Source organism: Paenibacillus sp. W4I10, from assembly GCF_030816325.1.
Classification (GTDB): domain Bacteria; phylum Bacillota; class Bacilli; order Paenibacillales; family Paenibacillaceae; genus Paenibacillus; species Paenibacillus amylolyticus_B.
This window is the reverse complement of sequence record NZ_JAUSXX010000001.1, coordinates 6,098,034-6,114,534: the sequence shown is the minus strand read 5'-3', so window position 1 is coordinate 6,114,534 and position 16,501 is coordinate 6,098,034. Positions and strand designations below refer to the sequence as shown.

Here is a 16,501-nt window from a genome sequence, read left to right as displayed (position 1 = left end):
CGATGGTGGTCATGTTTAAACTTAGCTTGTCGTATCTGGGTAGGAACAAAATACAAAATGCGTTGATTGCGCTGCTCCTGCTACTCTCGACACTTCTTGTATCTACAGCTATTGTCATTCTGGCGAACACAGGCAATCAGTTTTATGAAATGCATACCCGAACCCATGGATCTCATCAGATCCTGACGTTTGAAAAAGGACTGAATGACCCTGACGCTGTGCACAACTGGTGGGCTTCTCAGGATGGAGTTCAGGTGTCCCCTTTGCTAACGTATCGTACATTGTCAGGCATCATTTTGAATGAAACTCACATCCCTAACATCTACCTGTACATGTTTAATACGCCTCCGCCGCCATGGGGTGTGGATGAACTAATTTTCTCAAGCGGGGCGCCCGACACAGTTCCCGAACAAGGCTCCGTCTGGATTCCAACGTCCATGGCAAATGCTTATCATATTTCCGTAGGTGATACCATTGGCTTCAAAACCGGCTCAAGTACACTCGAATTGAATGTATCGGGCATTGTCATCGATGTACCATATGGGGCACCCTTCTCCAATACAGCACGGGTCTGGATGAACCCTACCGATTATCAACATGATCTCGCTACACTTGCTGGCAACGAGAATCGTATGATGGGCATCCATTTTAACGATTACAGCATGAATTCGGTGTATTGGGAGCGATACAATCGTGAGACAGGTATTCCGTTTCTGGAATCCAAAATGGAGTTCGAGGCTATTGCCTCTTTCTATCTGATCATCAATCAGGTTATTGGATTTATCATGATATTCATGGGTGTTGTCATGCTCTCTATTGCCCTGATGACCATCGGGTTTACGATTGCGGATGCCATCCTGGCCAATTACAGAACGATAGGAATCCTCAAATCACTAGGTCTGACTTCCCGAAAAACGATAGGCACCTATGTTATTCAATATGCATTGTTATCCATCGTAGCCATTATCCCAGGACTTGCACTCAGTATGTGGATATCCAAATGGATCATTAATATTTCTGTATCCTCTCTTCGAGTGGGGAATCAGAACATTCCAATCCAAGGATTGGATGCGGCCATACTGGCCGGCGTACTACTATTTACTCTAGTGATTCTGTTCACTGTGTTATATGCCAAAAAGGCACGCAGCATACAGCCCGTGCAGGCTATTCGTTATGGTATGTCGGAGACAGATCACAGCCGGATGGCTGGCAAAATGAATTCGCCATTGGCGCACTGGATCGGGTTCACACGTCTGCCTGTGACCGCCGTGCTTGGATTCCGACATGTGTTCAAAAACACCAAAAGCTCTGTTCTAACAATCCTGCTGACTACCATGGCTTCCTCCGTACTTGTTCTGGGTTATGTTCTGCTGACCAGTATAAACGGAATTGAACAGACCGCAGCTAAATGGGGGTATGACAATGCCAATATCGCAGCAGTCGTAGTGAACAAAAGTAACTTCCCCAAGGCTGAACTAAAGCACGTGTTAGCGCAGGATTCGAGGATCAGCAATGTAGGCTGGCAAGGGAACACAACGGGTGTAATTAGCCCGGAGTCTTTGGCAGCAGTAGAGGGCCAACCCATCAGTCTCAACTTGAGTGTACTGGACGGGAGTTATCAGGAACTTGGATTCGAAACGTTAAAAGGGGTTAACCCACAACATGCGAATGAAATTGCCATTGGTGTAAGTGTAGCCAAAACATCAAATAAAGATCTCGGTGATCTTATCGATATCTATATTGAAGGAGAAAAGCGTACATTCCTCATTACAGGCATCTATCAGGCGATCGCCAACATGTCTGTTTCAGGCAGAATCACCATTGATGCCATGAGAAGTGTGAACCCCGGTTATAGTGAATTTGATGTTATATTCATCAATGTGAACGATATGGCACAAGCGGGTAAGGTTGCCTCGGAATTAAATGAGCAATTTAAAGATTTTGCTTCGGTAGTTACTCAGAAGACATTGCTTGATTCGGTTTACGCAGAAGCCGCTAATATCCTGATCTATCCGATGAGTCTAATTGGATTACTGTTTGTCATTGTGACGTTCATCATTATTTTCAGTACCTGTAGAATCAATATTCGTAAAGAAAGCAGAACGTACGGGATATACAAATCACTGGGAATGACATCTCGCCAAATCCGGTTGTCGCTCACCATGGGAATGTTCATACTGTCCTCCATGGGAGCCATACTGGGTATTTTCGTCGGCGTATATCTGCTGCCTCTTCTACTCGAAATGGTCCTTTCCGGTTATGGTATCGTACAACTTCCACTGATCCTGCATTGGGGTGGAATGGTACTGTTCACCTGTCTAAGCATCATTGCAGCCAGTCTTGGCTCATGGTTCTCTTCGCGAATCATTCGGGAAGCATCGCCACGTATGCTGGTTATCGAATAATGCAATAAGGATGCCTTAACACAATAAAACAAGCCCTTCCATACCTCTATAGGATGTGGAAGGGCTTGTTTTATTGATATGAACTATTTCCGCCACTTCTTCGCAAGTTCGCCAATCTGATGTGGCGTAGTTCGGCAGCAGCCGCCAATAATTTTCGCCCCCGCAGCAACCCACTGCTCCGAAGCATCACGCATGCTGCCACAGGTACCCTGTCCACTCCACGTCTTCGTTGCTGCATCGTATACTTCTCCCGAGTTCGGATACACAATAACAGGTTTATCACTGGTACGGCTCAAAATACCCACTGCTTCCGTCACCACTTCCATCGGAGCACAGTTCAGGCCAATCGCCGCAATCTGCGGCTCGGAGCCAAACGTCTGTGCACATACCTCAAGCGATGTGCCCTCGCTGATGCTTGTCCCGTCTTTTAAAGAAAAAGATAACCAGGCATACGCATGAGGAAACTCCTTAAGTACATCAACCAGCACCTGTGCTTCCTGCAAGGAAGGAATCGTCTCAAACGCCAGAATATCAGCACCCGCATCAATCAGCGCCGACATACGTGGACGGTGAAATGCGGCAAGCGTCTCATCCGACACGCCGTAATGACCCACATACTCTGAACCATCTGCCAGATAGGCGCCGTACGGACCAACGGACCCGGCAATAATTGGACGTGGACGAAGACAGTCTCCTTCGCCATCCCCTGTACGATCTGTTATATGCCCCTCATTCTCCACCGTCTCTTCACGTACCGAAGAAGCTTCTACAAGCTGACCTGTCGAGCTTTCTCTCCCTACTAAACCACCCTGCACTTCTGCCCATACATCATCTCTCGCCTTTGCAGCCAGTTCCACCGTCCTGCGGATCAGCTCCAGTGCTGCCTGTTCACCAATCCCTCTCTTGCGGAAGCCATCCACCGTCGCCTGATAACTGGATGTAATCGCACAGTCGGCTCCTGCTCGAAAATAATCTGCATGGACCTGAACAATAACATCCGGATTCTCAAGCAACACACGAGCAGACCATAGTGGATCATCGAGATCACATCCATGCTGTTCGAGTTCCGTTGCCAGCGCTCCATCCAGAATCATGACCGGATGTTCACGCAGGATCTCTTCTATGGGGTTAGTCTGTTGTGCTTGCGTCATGTACTTGTCCTCTTTTCTTATTCACACGTTCTGTCAGATAATAAGCTGCGTAACACAATGCGATAAATGGAACCCCACAATACAGCGCAATTCGCTGTGTAGGATCAAACGCAATACCTATGCATGAAGCCAGGCATAATATAAATGAAATAATCGGTACCACCGGATACAGTGGTGTGCGGTACACCAGATCTTTGACCGCATGGCCTTCTCGGATATATTGTCTGCGGAACATGTACTGGGAAGCGCTGATGCTCATCCATACCGCAACAACAGCCAGACCCGAAATGGAAACCAGTGTTATATACACGGTACCTGGCGCAATGATACTGGACAGCAGGGCCAGCGCACCACCAACCATACTGATCAGAAGTGCATTCAATGGCACCCCGTGTTTGGTCAATTTGGCAAACCACGGTGAGATCGTTCGTTTATCAGCCAGAGACCAGAGCATCCGTGAAGATGCATATAGGCCTGAATTGGCAGCAGAGAGAATCGCCGTCAGAATAACAAAATTCATAATGTCTGCTGCATAGGGTACACCCACCCGCTCCATTACCGCTACAAACGGACTTTCCAGTACACTGGCATCCGACATGGGCAGCAAGGCCGACAAGATAATAATCGTTCCGATGAAGAAAATAACCAGGCGCCACAGTGTCGTATGAATAGCCTTCGGTATCGTCTTTTCCGGATTCTCCGTCTCACCGGCGGCAATACCGATTAACTCGGTGCCTGAGAAGGCAAAGTTTACAGCAAGCATGGTCATCAATATCGCTGTAGCCCCATGAGGGAACCACCCGGATGCGGTAATATTCGATAGAAATGGAGCCGGTTCAGAATCCGCCATGGGAATGAACCCAAACATGGCTGCTCCACCGATAATAATGAAGATTACGATAGTCACTACTTTTACAGATGAGAACCAGAACTCGGATTCCGCAAATAATTTCACCGTTAATGCATTAAACAGAAAGATCATCAGTGCAAAGAGCGCACTCCATATCCATACGTTCACCGATGGGAACCAGCGCTGCATCAGCAGTCCGGCGGCTGTGAATTCGGAGCCAAGCGCAACAGTCCAGGTTAACCAGTATAACCAAGCCACCGTGTAGCCTGTTGCCGGTCCGATATATTTGGCTGCATAACTATGAAATGCTCCCGTCTCTGGCATATGAACAGACAGTTCACCAAGACAGAGCATCACCAGATATACAACGATAGCTCCGATCAGATAGGACAGAATGGTTCCCAGTGGTCCCGCCTGCTGAATGGTGTAACCTGAGCTGAGGAATAATCCCGTTCCAATGACTCCTCCGAGAGAGAGCATGACCACATGCCGTGCCTGCATTTTCCGCTGAAAATGCCCTTTGTCGTTGTTGTTCTCCATACCCGCTGCTCCCCTACTTCTTCATCCAGAAAAAACAAAAAAGACCCACTCTGCCTAAAGAGTGCGCCGTTACTGACAAATAAAAACAAACGCTCCTATCTATCAGGCTTTCACCCGCTGGAATTAGCACAGTATCCTTCAGATCTGTTGCTGAGGTTTCTAAGGGCCAGTCCCTCCACCTCTCTGGATAAGAAAATGATTTTTTACTAATATAGCGATCTATCATGAATGTGTCAACATTTAAATCATAAATGATAAAACACATCGCTATTCGGTGGAAGATCCCGGATTGGTAATGGTAATCTTCACATCGTACGTGATTGGCACGGTGCTAAAAATTTTATCCCAATCGTCTTTAACTTTTTTCCATGTTTTGGGTTCTTTGATACGCAAGCTATCCCGAAAATCCGCAACATCCACTTTGTAGGTATGCTGCAGCTTGTATAACACCTGGCGAATCTGTTGTTCGGCCAGATCTGAGAATTCTTTTTCTAGTTCTCTAAGATAATCCCCTTTTTCCTCTCTTTCGGGAGAAATCCAATCTTCCATCAACCAGCCTTCGGAATCGACCTTTACATGGAATGAAATGTCATTACCAACCACCTTGGGAATTATTGTTGTTTTCTTCTTCTTCATTTCGTATACAACGGTGAATCCCGCTTTGTTGTAAGTCTTCAAGACGCCTCCTTTTTCTTTAGGCTTGATCCACGATAAACCTTCCAGATCCGTTTGACTCAGTTCTCCAATAAACTTAGTTGTTTTCCCATCGAATATGCTGCCACCTGAGAACTTGCCCTCTCCATTGGAGTACAGTACATTCTGGAGCAAGAAACTGGAACCAGATTGCATTTGGGCATCTAATTTGGAGAGTAAAACAGGGTCCAGGATTTTGTTGGACAAGTACGAATTACCGGTAATACCTGTTAGATAAAATGCTGGAATCCGGGAGGGATCATCTGAAGTCAGGACATCCAAGGCACGATGATGACTTATCAGTACCAGACAATTTGGACGAATATCGTTATCCCGAAGTACAAAGTCCAGTAGCTGGACCAGACTATACTTTTTGGCAATATCCTTGGAGACAACGATAACCTTCAGATGATGTCCGATAAGTGGACGATCTCGCCTTAGTGCAAACTGACGAAAGATTTGCAGCAAGGAATCTCCAGTAAGCTGTTCATTGGAGTAGGAAGTCTTTCCAGAAGCAGGTGAACCAGATTGTCCGCTCTGTTTACTGTTGGAACTGCCCGGGGCAATCTGCACCGTAGCCGTTAAATAATTTTTCTTTGGATACGTTCCTCCCTGAGCAGCGATGTCCTTCTCAAATTCTGTTTCTTTAGCGATATCGATCCCGAGACCAACATAGACACTTAGTTCCTCGATCTCCCTACTGCTCCAGCATCCGGATATTACCAGAAGGATGGACAAAGCAAGGGCTACACGTAAAAGCATAAAAAAACGAATCATGCATGTTTGCCTCCCTTTTTGCGTATCAGACTTATTATCAGCAGCAACAGAGGTAAAGTGGCAAATAAAAGCACGGATGAGTTGCCCAACATATCACCAAGTTTGAAGGTTTCGTCCACAGTTTTCGGCATCAATGCCGTTAGATATATCAACGGCAGAAGGGCGTACATAATGACCTTGATCTTCTTCGCACGAAATAAATCCCGAATACCCACCGAAGCGCAATAGTGTGTGATCGTGAAACTCGAGAAGATCTGCATAATCCAGATGACCAATAGCAGGGATTCGAACCGTTCAAAGATCAAACCTTGAATCTCGAAGCTTCTTACGAGATCCAGCGTGGGCCAAGTACGTGTTTTGATTCCGTCAAGTGACAGACTGCCTACAACCATCACAACGGTAATCAGATAAATCAAAGTCGATATGATGATGCCCCAGCTCATGGCAACATTGCTCTTTTTGGGGTTTTTCATATAAGCAGTCATGACAAACATGACTTCGTACCCCGTGTAAGACAGCAGCGAAGGTTTCAACCCTTTGAGGACTGGCATGATACCCTCTCCGAGTACCGGTCTCAGATTGCCAATCTCAAATAACTGATTACTAAGCAAAATTTCAATCACAAATATAATCAGTGTAATCGGCAAAATGATCTCAAATACGCGCACAATGACAGCAAGTCCGCCAGAGATCAAATATATCCCAATCCACATAAACACCATCACGATAGCCCATTTTGGTGTGCGCTCGAGCAAGTACATTCCTGTCACATCAGCCATGACCCTAATTTCGAATGCGGCAATCACCATAAAATATATAATCATGGCGAATCCCAATATGTAAGCAATCCAGCTCCCCGTAATCTCACGAGTGAACTGGAACACTGTTTTCTCCGGAAATCTGCGACACAGGGTAACCAGAATAATTCCGACACCCGTGATAATCAGTCCAGACAGAATGATGGAGATCCAGACATCCGGCGTTCCGACAGCTTTACTCGTCGTTCGAGGGAGTGTTAGGATCCCAGCGCCAAGCATGTAATTAACAATAACTACGACGGCCTGCCTTGTACTAATATTTCCTTCGGAACCGTTCACTTCATCTCACCTCATACCTCGTGATTTATTTCATTTATTTTTTCGGTCTTTATCTATTGGACTAGACATCTCGGGACGCTTCCTCATCATATTTAGCGGAGCACGGATAATAAAATCCTTCCATTCCCCAAAATGATAAGGTACAGCCGGTGCAACATAAGACACGCCAAAGCTCGAGAGTCTCGCGAGATGGGTACATATGAGGAGAAAGAACATAACCACGCCGAACAATCCGAGCACAGCCGCGCTAAACATGGCAGCAAATCGCAGAATTCGCAGTGTTATGCCTGCACTATAGACGGGTATTGTAAAGGAGGATATGGCGGTAACCGCAACAACGATGACCAGGAATTGGCTTATAATTCCTGCCTGTACGGCCGCCTGGCCGATAATCAGACCTCCAACAATACCCAGCGAGGGTGCAATTGGCTTAGGTAAACGAATGCCAGCCTCCCTCAATATCTCGATCGACAGTTCCATGATCAGTACTTCGATGATTGAAGGAAACGGCACTCCCGTCCGTGTTTCAATAATCGTAAGTACCAGCTTGGTTGGGATAAGTCCCGGATGAAAAGAGATAAACGAAATATATAGCGCAGGTGCCAGCAGTGCCAGCATGGCAGCCATAAAGCGCAGCATTCGCAGGAATGTTCCAGGAATCCAGCGTTCATAGTAATCCTCGGGAGATTGGAGCAACATGCTAAAAGTCACTGGCACAATTAAGACAAATGGCGTCCCATCCAATAAAATAGCCACTCGGCCTTCCAGAAGGGCACCCATTACCCGGTCAGGTCTTTCTGTATTCAGTACCTGCTGAAAAGGACTCAGCGTATTATCTTCGATGAGTTGTTCCACATAACCTGATTCCAACATCGAATCCATATCCATCTCTTCAATTCGCTTGCATACTTCAGCCACGAGATTTGGATCGGCAATATCCTGAATATAGGCTATCGCCAAATCTTTTTTGATCCGTGAACCCACTTCATACTTCTTAATAAACAGGCTCTGATCACTTCCATAACGACGCAAAATGCCTGTATTATCGCTTAATTGCTCTGTAAAACCAATACGAGGTCCACGGAGCAATCCCTCTGACAACGGTTCATTTACACCACGTGTTTTGATCTTATGAGCTCCAATTAATAGAGCTCCCGGCAATCCATCGACCAACAGTGCATTCTTGCCAAAAAGCACGCCAACTGAGACCTTTTGAAGGGACTGGGTCTCCTCAATCAGACTGACAGGTAGTAGCTGATCTTGCAGGTAGGCCGACAGTAAATGTGCATTATCCGGATGGAGGAAACCCTCCCGCTTAAGCTCTGGAACACCCTCCAACATTAATGGTGTAATCAGGTGATCATCGATTAAATCTTGATCTACCAGGCCTTCGGTATATATGACGGCTGCCCGTGTATTCGTTCCCCTAATCGTAAATTCCCGAATATGCACGTCAGCATTTTGACCAAAGCTTTCTCTTACACTGGTCAGATCCGTATTGTACTTGCCGGTTAATTTAATATTGGCATATTGGCCTGTTTCGGTCCCTTCACCCTGCCCTTTGGCTGCTGGCGAGATATCCTTCGAGGATACGGACGATTGCTTCGAACGAGAGAAGCTTCCGCGCTTAATGGCAGCATTGATCCAGCGCGTGCTCAAGGTAATACCAATTGGAATGATGAAGACCAAGAATGCCTGGATCCATATGGACCAATCCGGCACGTAGGATACAATTGTTGACCACATGTTCCCACCCCAACATTTCTCTGCATGACAAAGCTGCAGGTATTCCCAAGTATTGTGTCCCCGTTTGATCACAATAATTCCCGTTTTTTTGTGTAAAGAACAGCAAAAAAAAAGCGGTTCCTGTATTAGGAACCACTATTTGCTCTATAATTATACGATTCTGGTCACATGCTCCGCTTTGGCATCCAACAAGTGAGCTGAAGCAGCAATTGCTGTAAAATCATTCAGAGCGATCTCAATCTGCTTCTGGCTCTGCTCCACATATTCTTCTACTTTTTTGGTACCGCCTGTGATATTACCAATCTCCTTTGTTATTCCGGTAACGCTATCACGAATCTCATTAATCGAACTCTCCACCATTGCGGATAGTTTCTTAACTTCCTTGGCCACGATATCGAATCCTCGTCCAAATTCTCCTGCATGTGCAGCCTCAATGGCAGCATTCAACGCGAGCAGTTGCGTCTGAGACGAAATCTCGCGTATCGTTCGTACCACGCCCTGAATCGATCCGGCTTGTTCCTGCAAATGAGTCAACGTTGCACGGTTAGTAGCCGACACCTCTGAGATATAGGAGATACTGGACATCAATTCCTGACTGCGTTTAATACCTACATCTGCCTGCCCATTTAGTTGATGAGACATCGTTTTCAGCTCATTCACTACGACCGAAATGTTGTTCTGACGGTTGGTAATGTTGGTGGCGATTTTGGAGACACCCAGTATCTTCTGATTCGTCTCATCGTACACCGGCATATATGTCGCCTCAAGCCATACGGAATTCCCCTTTGCATCCTTGCGTTCAACCTTGTCCTGGAAGCTGACACCATTAAATATGCTATTCCAAAAAGCATCATAGTCCGGGGTATTCGCAAAATGACCGAAGCAAAGTTGCTGATGCTTCATGCCGTACATCTCATCTACCGTATATCCCATCGTCTGGGCAAAGACTTCATTCACGTAGGTTACCCGGCGATCCAGATCAAATCGAATGATAGCAAGACTTTTCTCCATCGCCTTGATGACCATTGCATCGGTGACAACATCTTTCTTTTCCATATCTAATATAGACACTTGATAACCCCCACAGTTCATTCCATAATAGACAGCCTTTAACTAGCAAAAAACGATCATAACAACATATGTAATCATCAGGTTCTAGATGGCTCTACTATTGATACCCAATTTGCAGCATTTTGGATCATCTGTTGTCATTTATTTTTTCAAAGAAAATCTGCTCCACCTCATCCGCTGACAAATGGCTTGCTGTAGTAGTATCCCTGCACTTTATTGCAATCCTGTTCAGTCAAAATATATAGTTGTTCCTTCCTTTATCCGTTGAACTTGCCTGTACACAGCGACATCCGTACCCATCTGATTTACACGAAAAGAGGTCCAATATAACCATCGAGCTGTCTCACTTATCCTGATGGTTGTGCAAACGACCTTGTATAGAAACCGATAAAAGAAGAGCGCATGATATCCATGGCTCTTCTTTCTTTGATGTTTTTAAGTTAGTTACAGTTTTACATACCGAGTGCTTAACCGGGGGCCTGAACTCATTTTAAAAATCATGCACAGTTACACATAGCTGAATCGCAATGCCAAATGGGTCCCGTACAATGCCATAACCTGGGCTGAATTCATTTTGTTCATACGGTACCAGTACCTTCACACCCTCATGTTGCATCAGAGAATGATACAGTTGATCGATTGTATCTTTATCCTTGGATTGAATACATAGTGAAGTGCTGTTCCCCAGCTGCCATGCTCTCTCCGTGTCCATTGCTTCTTCCGCAATCATGACTTTGTTAACCCCAATCTCCAGCACCGAATGTGTAATATACTCATCTTGACCGGCAGGGTACTCAAAACCCGGGTTCATCTCCTTCATCTCTTTATAACTTTTCTTGAATATCACCTTGGCGCCCAGAAACTCCTCATAAAAAGCAATGGCTGCCGCCGCATCCCCGTTCATCGACAAAAATGGTATCACTTCAAAATTCATTACATTGCCTCCTTGTTCCTATTGGATTACACTTATCACTATAACAACGAAAGGTGCCAATCCATGGCACCATTAAGAGGGTTTGATATGAAAAAATCAGAACGTATGAACCAGATGCTGCGCTTCATTAATCAAAAGCAACAGTTCACCCTGCAAGATCTCATGCAGGAGTTCCAGATTTCCAAACGAACCGCTTTAAGAGATATCGCCTCATTGGAAGAGTTAGGTGCGCCCATCTATGTCGAATATGGACGCTACGGCGGATATCGACTGCTGCAACAGATGCAGCTGCCTCCCATTTCGTTTAATACGGGTGAGCTTCATGCCCTTTATTTTGCGATGCAGGCTCTCCGCAGCTTCTCCAGCTTACCCTTTCAAGTCTCTTTCCGTACCATTCATGAGAAATTTATGAGCGCGTTATCCGACAAGCAACGACAGGATATTGAGAACATCCAACACCGGGTTTCCTTCCGACATACGGAGCAGATCCGCGATAGTGCACATTTGGAATTTCTGTTGATGGCTGCTGTACAGAATATAGTGATTCAGATTACGTACGCTAATCAACGTAGATCCTCTGATCAAAGGCAATCTTCTGCAAACACCAATATCCGCACTATTCAACCCATCGCGCTCTATGCCAGGAAAGGCTATTGGTATTGCCAGGCCTATGATCTGCATAAACAAGCGTATCGTGTATTCCGCTGCGACCGTATCACTTCAGCCGAAACAACGGAGATTGAACCTTTAACTCATGTAAAGGAACTCTATTCACAGGATGCCCAGTCTCTATGGAAACCATCGGAACAAGCAATTCCATTCAAATGCCTGATTGATGAAGCCGGGATGGAGCTATTCCAGCAAGAACATTTCCCATCTATGCAGATCATCGAGAAGATGGGATACATGTATCTTGTCGGTTCGTATGAACCTCACGAGCTTGATTTCATAGTGAGATATCTTGCGGGCTATGGTAAATCGATTAAGATTATAGAGCCCGTCATCTTAAAGAAAGCATTAAGGCAGTACTATCTGGACTTGTTGGATCATGTATAAAGATCATATTTCTATATCCAGTTTACTTCACATGCCTTTTAGCTCTGCTCCTGGCTAACTTTTAACCTTTTTTTATTGCCAATAGCCAATTGAACGATAATCTGCAACACGATGATGATAGCCAAGCCATAAAATGCTTGCACGAAGCTGCCTGTTAGATCGCGGAGCCAACCAATCGCCAGCGGCCCAAGTGCTCCCAGAATGTAGCCACCAGATTGAGTCATCGCCGACCAGCTGCTAGCTTCCTGAGCATTGTTTGTCTCATCAATTGGCAACATGAGTGCAATCGGGAACAGTCCGCCTGCACCAATACCGAGCGGAATTGCCGCGAGCCACGGACTGACAGAGAGATTCAGCATCAGGACACCTGTTAACTCCAACATCGCACATCCAACAAGCCAGAAGACACGTCTTTGGTACCGGTGTACAAGCATGGGAATGAATAACGTTGAGGGCAGTGATATCAATGTAAATAACGTTTGGATGTTGCCAGCAGTCTCTTGGCTATATCCATGGCTTTGAATGGCTGGCGCAAGCCAGGCGGTTAATGAATAGAAGATCGCGGCCATCAGTCCGAAGAACAGTGTCAGCACCCATGCACGCCTGTTCTTCACCGGAAGTGGTGCATGAATGACAGCCGAGGTTTGTCCGGATTGTCGCTCTGTACGCGCAGACCAAGCTAATTTTAACCAGATCGGCAATGCAATGGCAGCGAGTAATGCCCATGTAGCCAAAGAACCTCTCCAAGATCCCCCCAACGTATGCTGAAGCGGAACCGATAATCCCACACTAATGCTGGCCCCCATCACCATTGCTGTAGAGTAGATGCCGACCATGGCTGCCACTCGGTTCGGGAAATACTGTTTAATGAAGCTGGACAACAGCGGCCCTGCCAATGCAATCCCTACACCTGACAGAAAAGAAGTGAACATCATCAACGGAGTTGCGCCTACGAACAATCGTAATCCCGTACCTATCCCAATAAGGATTAAAGCCAGCACAATGGCACCTTCGTTCCCCCACCTTCTACTTAGTCTTACAGAGAATGGAGCGAATATGCCCATACATAATACCGGTAGTGTAGTTAACAGACTGGCGGTCATGCCGCTCAAACCCAGATCATTCTGTATGGTACTCATCAGAGGTGAAATGGAAGTAATCGGTGGTCTTAAGTTCAGTGAAGCCAGAATAAGCGCCAATACAATATAAAAAAATTTCATTATGGATCACCTCATGGTAGTAGTATCGTTGCCTTCACCAAAGATCCCATTTGTTAATGACAAGATCTTCGGGTGGTGCACGAATTAAGTATAGGATCATTAGAATGATTGAACAATACTATTATTTCTATTAAAATGATTACTAAAACCAATGATTAGAGGTGAACTCATGGAGATTCGTCAAATGGAAAACTTTATTACAGTGTGCGAGGAGCTTCATTTTACGCGGGCAGCTGAGAAACTTGGCATATCTCAACCTACGTTGAGTCAACAGATACGTGGATTGGAGGATGAACTTGGTGTTCCTTTGTTTGACCGTGTCGGCAAAAAAATTGTGATGACCCAGGCAGGCACTCTGTTTCTGGAGCACTGTGTACAGATGATCCGGCATTTACAAAATACCCAAGATGCGTTGGCTGAATTTCGGAATGATCAGCGGGGACGATTGGTTATTGGTGTTCTTCCATCCGATTTGGATTACCGTATCACTCCGCTGCTCGTTGATTTTCATGCCCGATTTCCCAAGGTGCAATTGAAGGTTATCTCTTCGATCTATGTCGTAAATCAAGTGTTGGAAAATGAAGTCGACATCGGCATCGAGATCACGTCTGCCCCTGATAGGCGGCTTGTGCGCATTCCTTTGTGCAGTGAAGAATATGTACTCGTCGTTTCCGAGAATCATGATTGGGCTGAACGAAGCACAATTGAAATTCAAGAGCTACGTGATATCCAAACGGTGATGTTCCCCGAAGGATTTACGGGCAGAGAATTGGTCGATGGCTATTGCCGTAAATATGGATTCACCTTAAATACCATCATGGAGACCAGTTCTGCAACCTCCATCATTAGCCTGGTCAAAGCCAACGTCGGAGGAACACTGCTGCCTTATCCTCTGATCAAAGCCATGAATGAGCCTACGCTACGTTGCATCCGAATTACAGATGATCCGCCATACCGGCACTTTGAGATCATCCATCGGTCCGACCGTTACCTAACGCAATCGGCCAAGGCATTTATTGAGAAAACAATCGAGTATTTCAATCAAAGGTGAGATTAAAAGGAGGATTTTGAAATGAAAGTAAGAGAAGTTGGTTTGTTGACACATCAGGTCGAGGCCATAAAAGAGTTTTACGGTACACTACTGGAACTGGATCTTGTGGAGGATAATGCAACATGTGTTACATTCCGTGCGGGGAACTCGGTCCTATCTTTCAAGAAGGCGCCAGAACAAGAGAAACCCTACTATCATGTAGCATTTACGATTCCAACGAATAAACTTGCTGATGCGAAAAGGTGGGCTCAAGACCGTAACATTTCATTGCTCTCCAAAGATGGACAAGATGAATTTTATTTCCCCTACTGGGATGCAACAGCCTTCTATTTCTATGATCCAAGCGGCAACTTAATGGAATTTATCGCTCACCATTCACTCGATAATGCAGTTGATGAAGCTTTCGAAGCGAAGCATCTGTTATGCATTAGTGAAATCGGTCTGCCCGTCGATGATGTTCCTGAGATGATGAACATATTGAATGGGCATTATCGACTTGAACCATTTGCCGGAGACGGAAAACAATTCTCCCCCACGGGTGATGCAGAAGGCATGTTTATTGTCATTGATAAACAGAAGCCCTGGTTCCCAGACGGGCGTATGCCCGGTGTATTTGCTACGGAGGTGAAGGTGGAAACTGGGCAGCCCGGTAATCTTCATTTACAGGACGATATGTACTCGATTGAATCGATATGATGTAAGAACGTACTGAATGAAAACCTCAAGAGGGACTTCCGGCTTAATACTTACCAAAACCATCCTCACACGTGATATCCGATTTAAGAATTTCGTACAGATTTTGTTTGGAATTCTCTAATTTATTTTGTGTTTCTTCAATTTCTGATATTTTCGCTTGGATAATGCTTGCTTGATCATCACTTGAAAACCCATGTTTAGAGATCATAGATTGGATCTCATGGATCGTAAAACCAACAGCTAAACATTGTTTGACCACTTCCAGATGCTGAATAATGCTCTGCGCATATATTCGATAGTTATTATGATCTCTCAGCATATGTTCATCCGGGATAATACCTATTTTCTCGTAGTAACGAATCGTGGATATCGGAAGGTTTACATGGTTCGCTACTTCACTAATCTTCATATGGATTTCCCCCGTTTCTTCTTCTTGCTATAAAGTATACTTTATAGTTTACAATCCTCATAGTGAGACAGATGGAGATATAACCTATACCCACTCTCACCAATATAGATATGAGGAGAGAAATCGATATGAATACAATTACCGGCCAATTCAACAAAACAAATGATTTTGATACCATCGTCTTGGAGCGCCATTCCGTTAAAGTCTACGACCCTGAAGTGAAAATCAGTCGCGAGGAGATGACCGAAATACTGGCGAAAGCTTCACGTGCCCCTTCGGCCATTAACATGCAACCTTGGCGTTTTCTTGTTATCGACAGTGCTGAAGGCAAAGAGAAACTTGCACCACTGGCCTCTTTTAACCAGACACAGGCACTAACGTCTTCCGCTGTCATTGCCGTATTTTACGATGCTAACAACGTTGAATACATGGAAGAGATCTTCAGAAAATCAGTGGAACTTGGATACATGCCACAAGACATCATGGATACGCAGATGCAGCAGGTACAACCTTTTTATGCGAACATAAATCCATCCGAACTGCGTGATATGAACCTCATTGATTCAGGCCTCATATCCATGCAACTCATGCTCGTTGCCCGTGCTCATGGCTATGATACGAACCCTATGGCTGGTTATGACAAAGGTCAGATCGCCGAAGCGTTCGGCCTGGATAAAGAACGGTTCCAGCCCGTGATGTTGATCTCCATAGGTAAAGCAGCCAAAGATGGCTATCCTTCCTATCGTCTCCCGGTTGAAACGATTACAACTTGGGCATAATCAACAGCTACTCTCAAGAATAAAAT

At 45.4% G+C, this 16,501-nt stretch carries 14 protein-coding genes and 1 riboswitch; of the genes, 5 read left to right on the top strand and 9 right to left on the bottom strand.

The genetic code is table 11. The annotated features are described in order from the left end of the window. Positions 1-2 precede the first annotated feature (2 nt). Positions 3-2,405 carry an ABC transporter permease gene (locus tag QF049_RS27330; protein ID WP_307541976.1) on the top strand — a complete coding sequence of 801 codons (2,403 nt, stop codon included), beginning with the start codon at positions 3-5 and terminating at the stop codon, positions 2,403-2,405. 83 nt (positions 2,406-2,488) lie between these two features. Here the strand turns inward: QF049_RS27330 and mmuM are convergent, their stop codons facing one another. The 7 genes from mmuM to QF049_RS27295 all read right to left on the bottom strand — a co-directional run bounded on the left by mmuM (position 2,489) and on the right by QF049_RS27295 (position 11,264). Then, positions 2,489-3,556, bottom strand: a complete 1,068-nt coding sequence (mmuM, locus tag QF049_RS27325; RefSeq protein WP_307541974.1) for a homocysteine S-methyltransferase — start codon at positions 3,554-3,556, stop codon at positions 2,489-2,491. Then, positions 3,534-4,946 (bottom strand): S-methylmethionine permease, encoded by a 1,413-nt coding sequence (mmuP, locus tag QF049_RS27320; protein WP_307541972.1) that lies wholly within the window; start codon positions 4,944-4,946, stop codon positions 3,534-3,536. Before mmuP ends, mmuM begins: the two co-directional genes overlap by 23 nt. Positions 4,947-5,038: 92 nt before the next feature. After that, a riboswitch (SAM riboswitch) is annotated at positions 5,039-5,140 on the bottom strand. 73 nt (positions 5,141-5,213) lie between these two features. Further along, complete coding sequence (locus QF049_RS27315; RefSeq protein WP_307541970.1) at positions 5,214-6,416, bottom strand: Ger(x)C family spore germination protein; 1,203 nt, start codon at positions 6,414-6,416, stop codon at positions 5,214-5,216. Next, complete coding sequence (locus QF049_RS27310) at positions 6,413-7,513, bottom strand: GerAB/ArcD/ProY family transporter (protein ID WP_307541968.1); 1,101 nt, start codon at positions 7,511-7,513, stop codon at positions 6,413-6,415. The genes QF049_RS27315 and QF049_RS27310 overlap by 4 nt, the downstream gene beginning before the upstream one ends. A gap of 30 nt (positions 7,514-7,543) precedes the next feature. Next, the gene (locus QF049_RS27305) at positions 7,544-9,259 is read right to left on the bottom strand and encodes a spore germination protein (protein ID WP_307541966.1); all 1,716 of its coding nucleotides are present in this window, start codon (positions 9,257-9,259) and stop codon (positions 7,544-7,546) included. Positions 9,260-9,409: 150 nt separating this feature from the next. Then, complete coding sequence (locus QF049_RS27300; protein ID WP_307541964.1) at positions 9,410-10,315, bottom strand: methyl-accepting chemotaxis protein; 906 nt, start codon at positions 10,313-10,315, stop codon at positions 9,410-9,412. Positions 10,316-10,820: 505 nt separating this feature from the next. Next, complete coding sequence (locus QF049_RS27295) at positions 10,821-11,264, bottom strand: VOC family protein (protein WP_076253518.1); 444 nt, start codon at positions 11,262-11,264, stop codon at positions 10,821-10,823. An 87-nt stretch (positions 11,265-11,351) separates the two neighbouring features. Here QF049_RS27295 and QF049_RS27290 point away from each other — a divergent pair, with 87 nt between their 5' ends. Beyond that, the gene (locus tag QF049_RS27290; protein ID WP_307541961.1) at positions 11,352-12,320 is read left to right on the top strand and encodes a helix-turn-helix transcriptional regulator; all 969 of its coding nucleotides are present in this window, start codon (positions 11,352-11,354) and stop codon (positions 12,318-12,320) included. Between the two features lie 38 nt (positions 12,321-12,358). Here QF049_RS27290 and QF049_RS27285 read toward each other — a convergent pair whose 3' ends face one another. Further along, complete coding sequence (locus QF049_RS27285) at positions 12,359-13,540, bottom strand: MFS transporter (RefSeq protein ID WP_307541959.1); 1,182 nt, start codon at positions 13,538-13,540, stop codon at positions 12,359-12,361. A 169-nt stretch (positions 13,541-13,709) separates the two neighbouring features. On the opposite strand from QF049_RS27285, the gene QF049_RS27280 reads away from it, so the two are divergent. Next, positions 13,710-14,591, top strand: coding sequence for a LysR family transcriptional regulator (locus QF049_RS27280; RefSeq protein WP_083684888.1), 882 nt, complete (start codon positions 13,710-13,712; stop codon positions 14,589-14,591). A gap of 21 nt (positions 14,592-14,612) precedes the next feature. Beyond that, a complete protein-coding gene (locus QF049_RS27275) occupies positions 14,613-15,287 on the top strand; it encodes a VOC family protein (protein ID WP_307541957.1) in 675 nt (224 codons plus the stop codon). A gap of 43 nt (positions 15,288-15,330) precedes the next feature. Here the strand turns inward: QF049_RS27275 and QF049_RS27270 are convergent, their stop codons facing one another. Beyond that, positions 15,331-15,696, bottom strand: a complete 366-nt coding sequence (locus QF049_RS27270) for a MerR family transcriptional regulator (protein WP_307541955.1) — start codon at positions 15,694-15,696, stop codon at positions 15,331-15,333. Positions 15,697-15,824: 128 nt separating this feature from the next. Here QF049_RS27270 and QF049_RS27265 point away from each other — a divergent pair, with 128 nt between their 5' ends. Beyond that, the gene (locus tag QF049_RS27265) at positions 15,825-16,475 is read left to right on the top strand and encodes a nitroreductase family protein (protein WP_307541953.1); all 651 of its coding nucleotides are present in this window, start codon (positions 15,825-15,827) and stop codon (positions 16,473-16,475) included. Positions 16,476-16,501 lie beyond the last annotated feature (26 nt).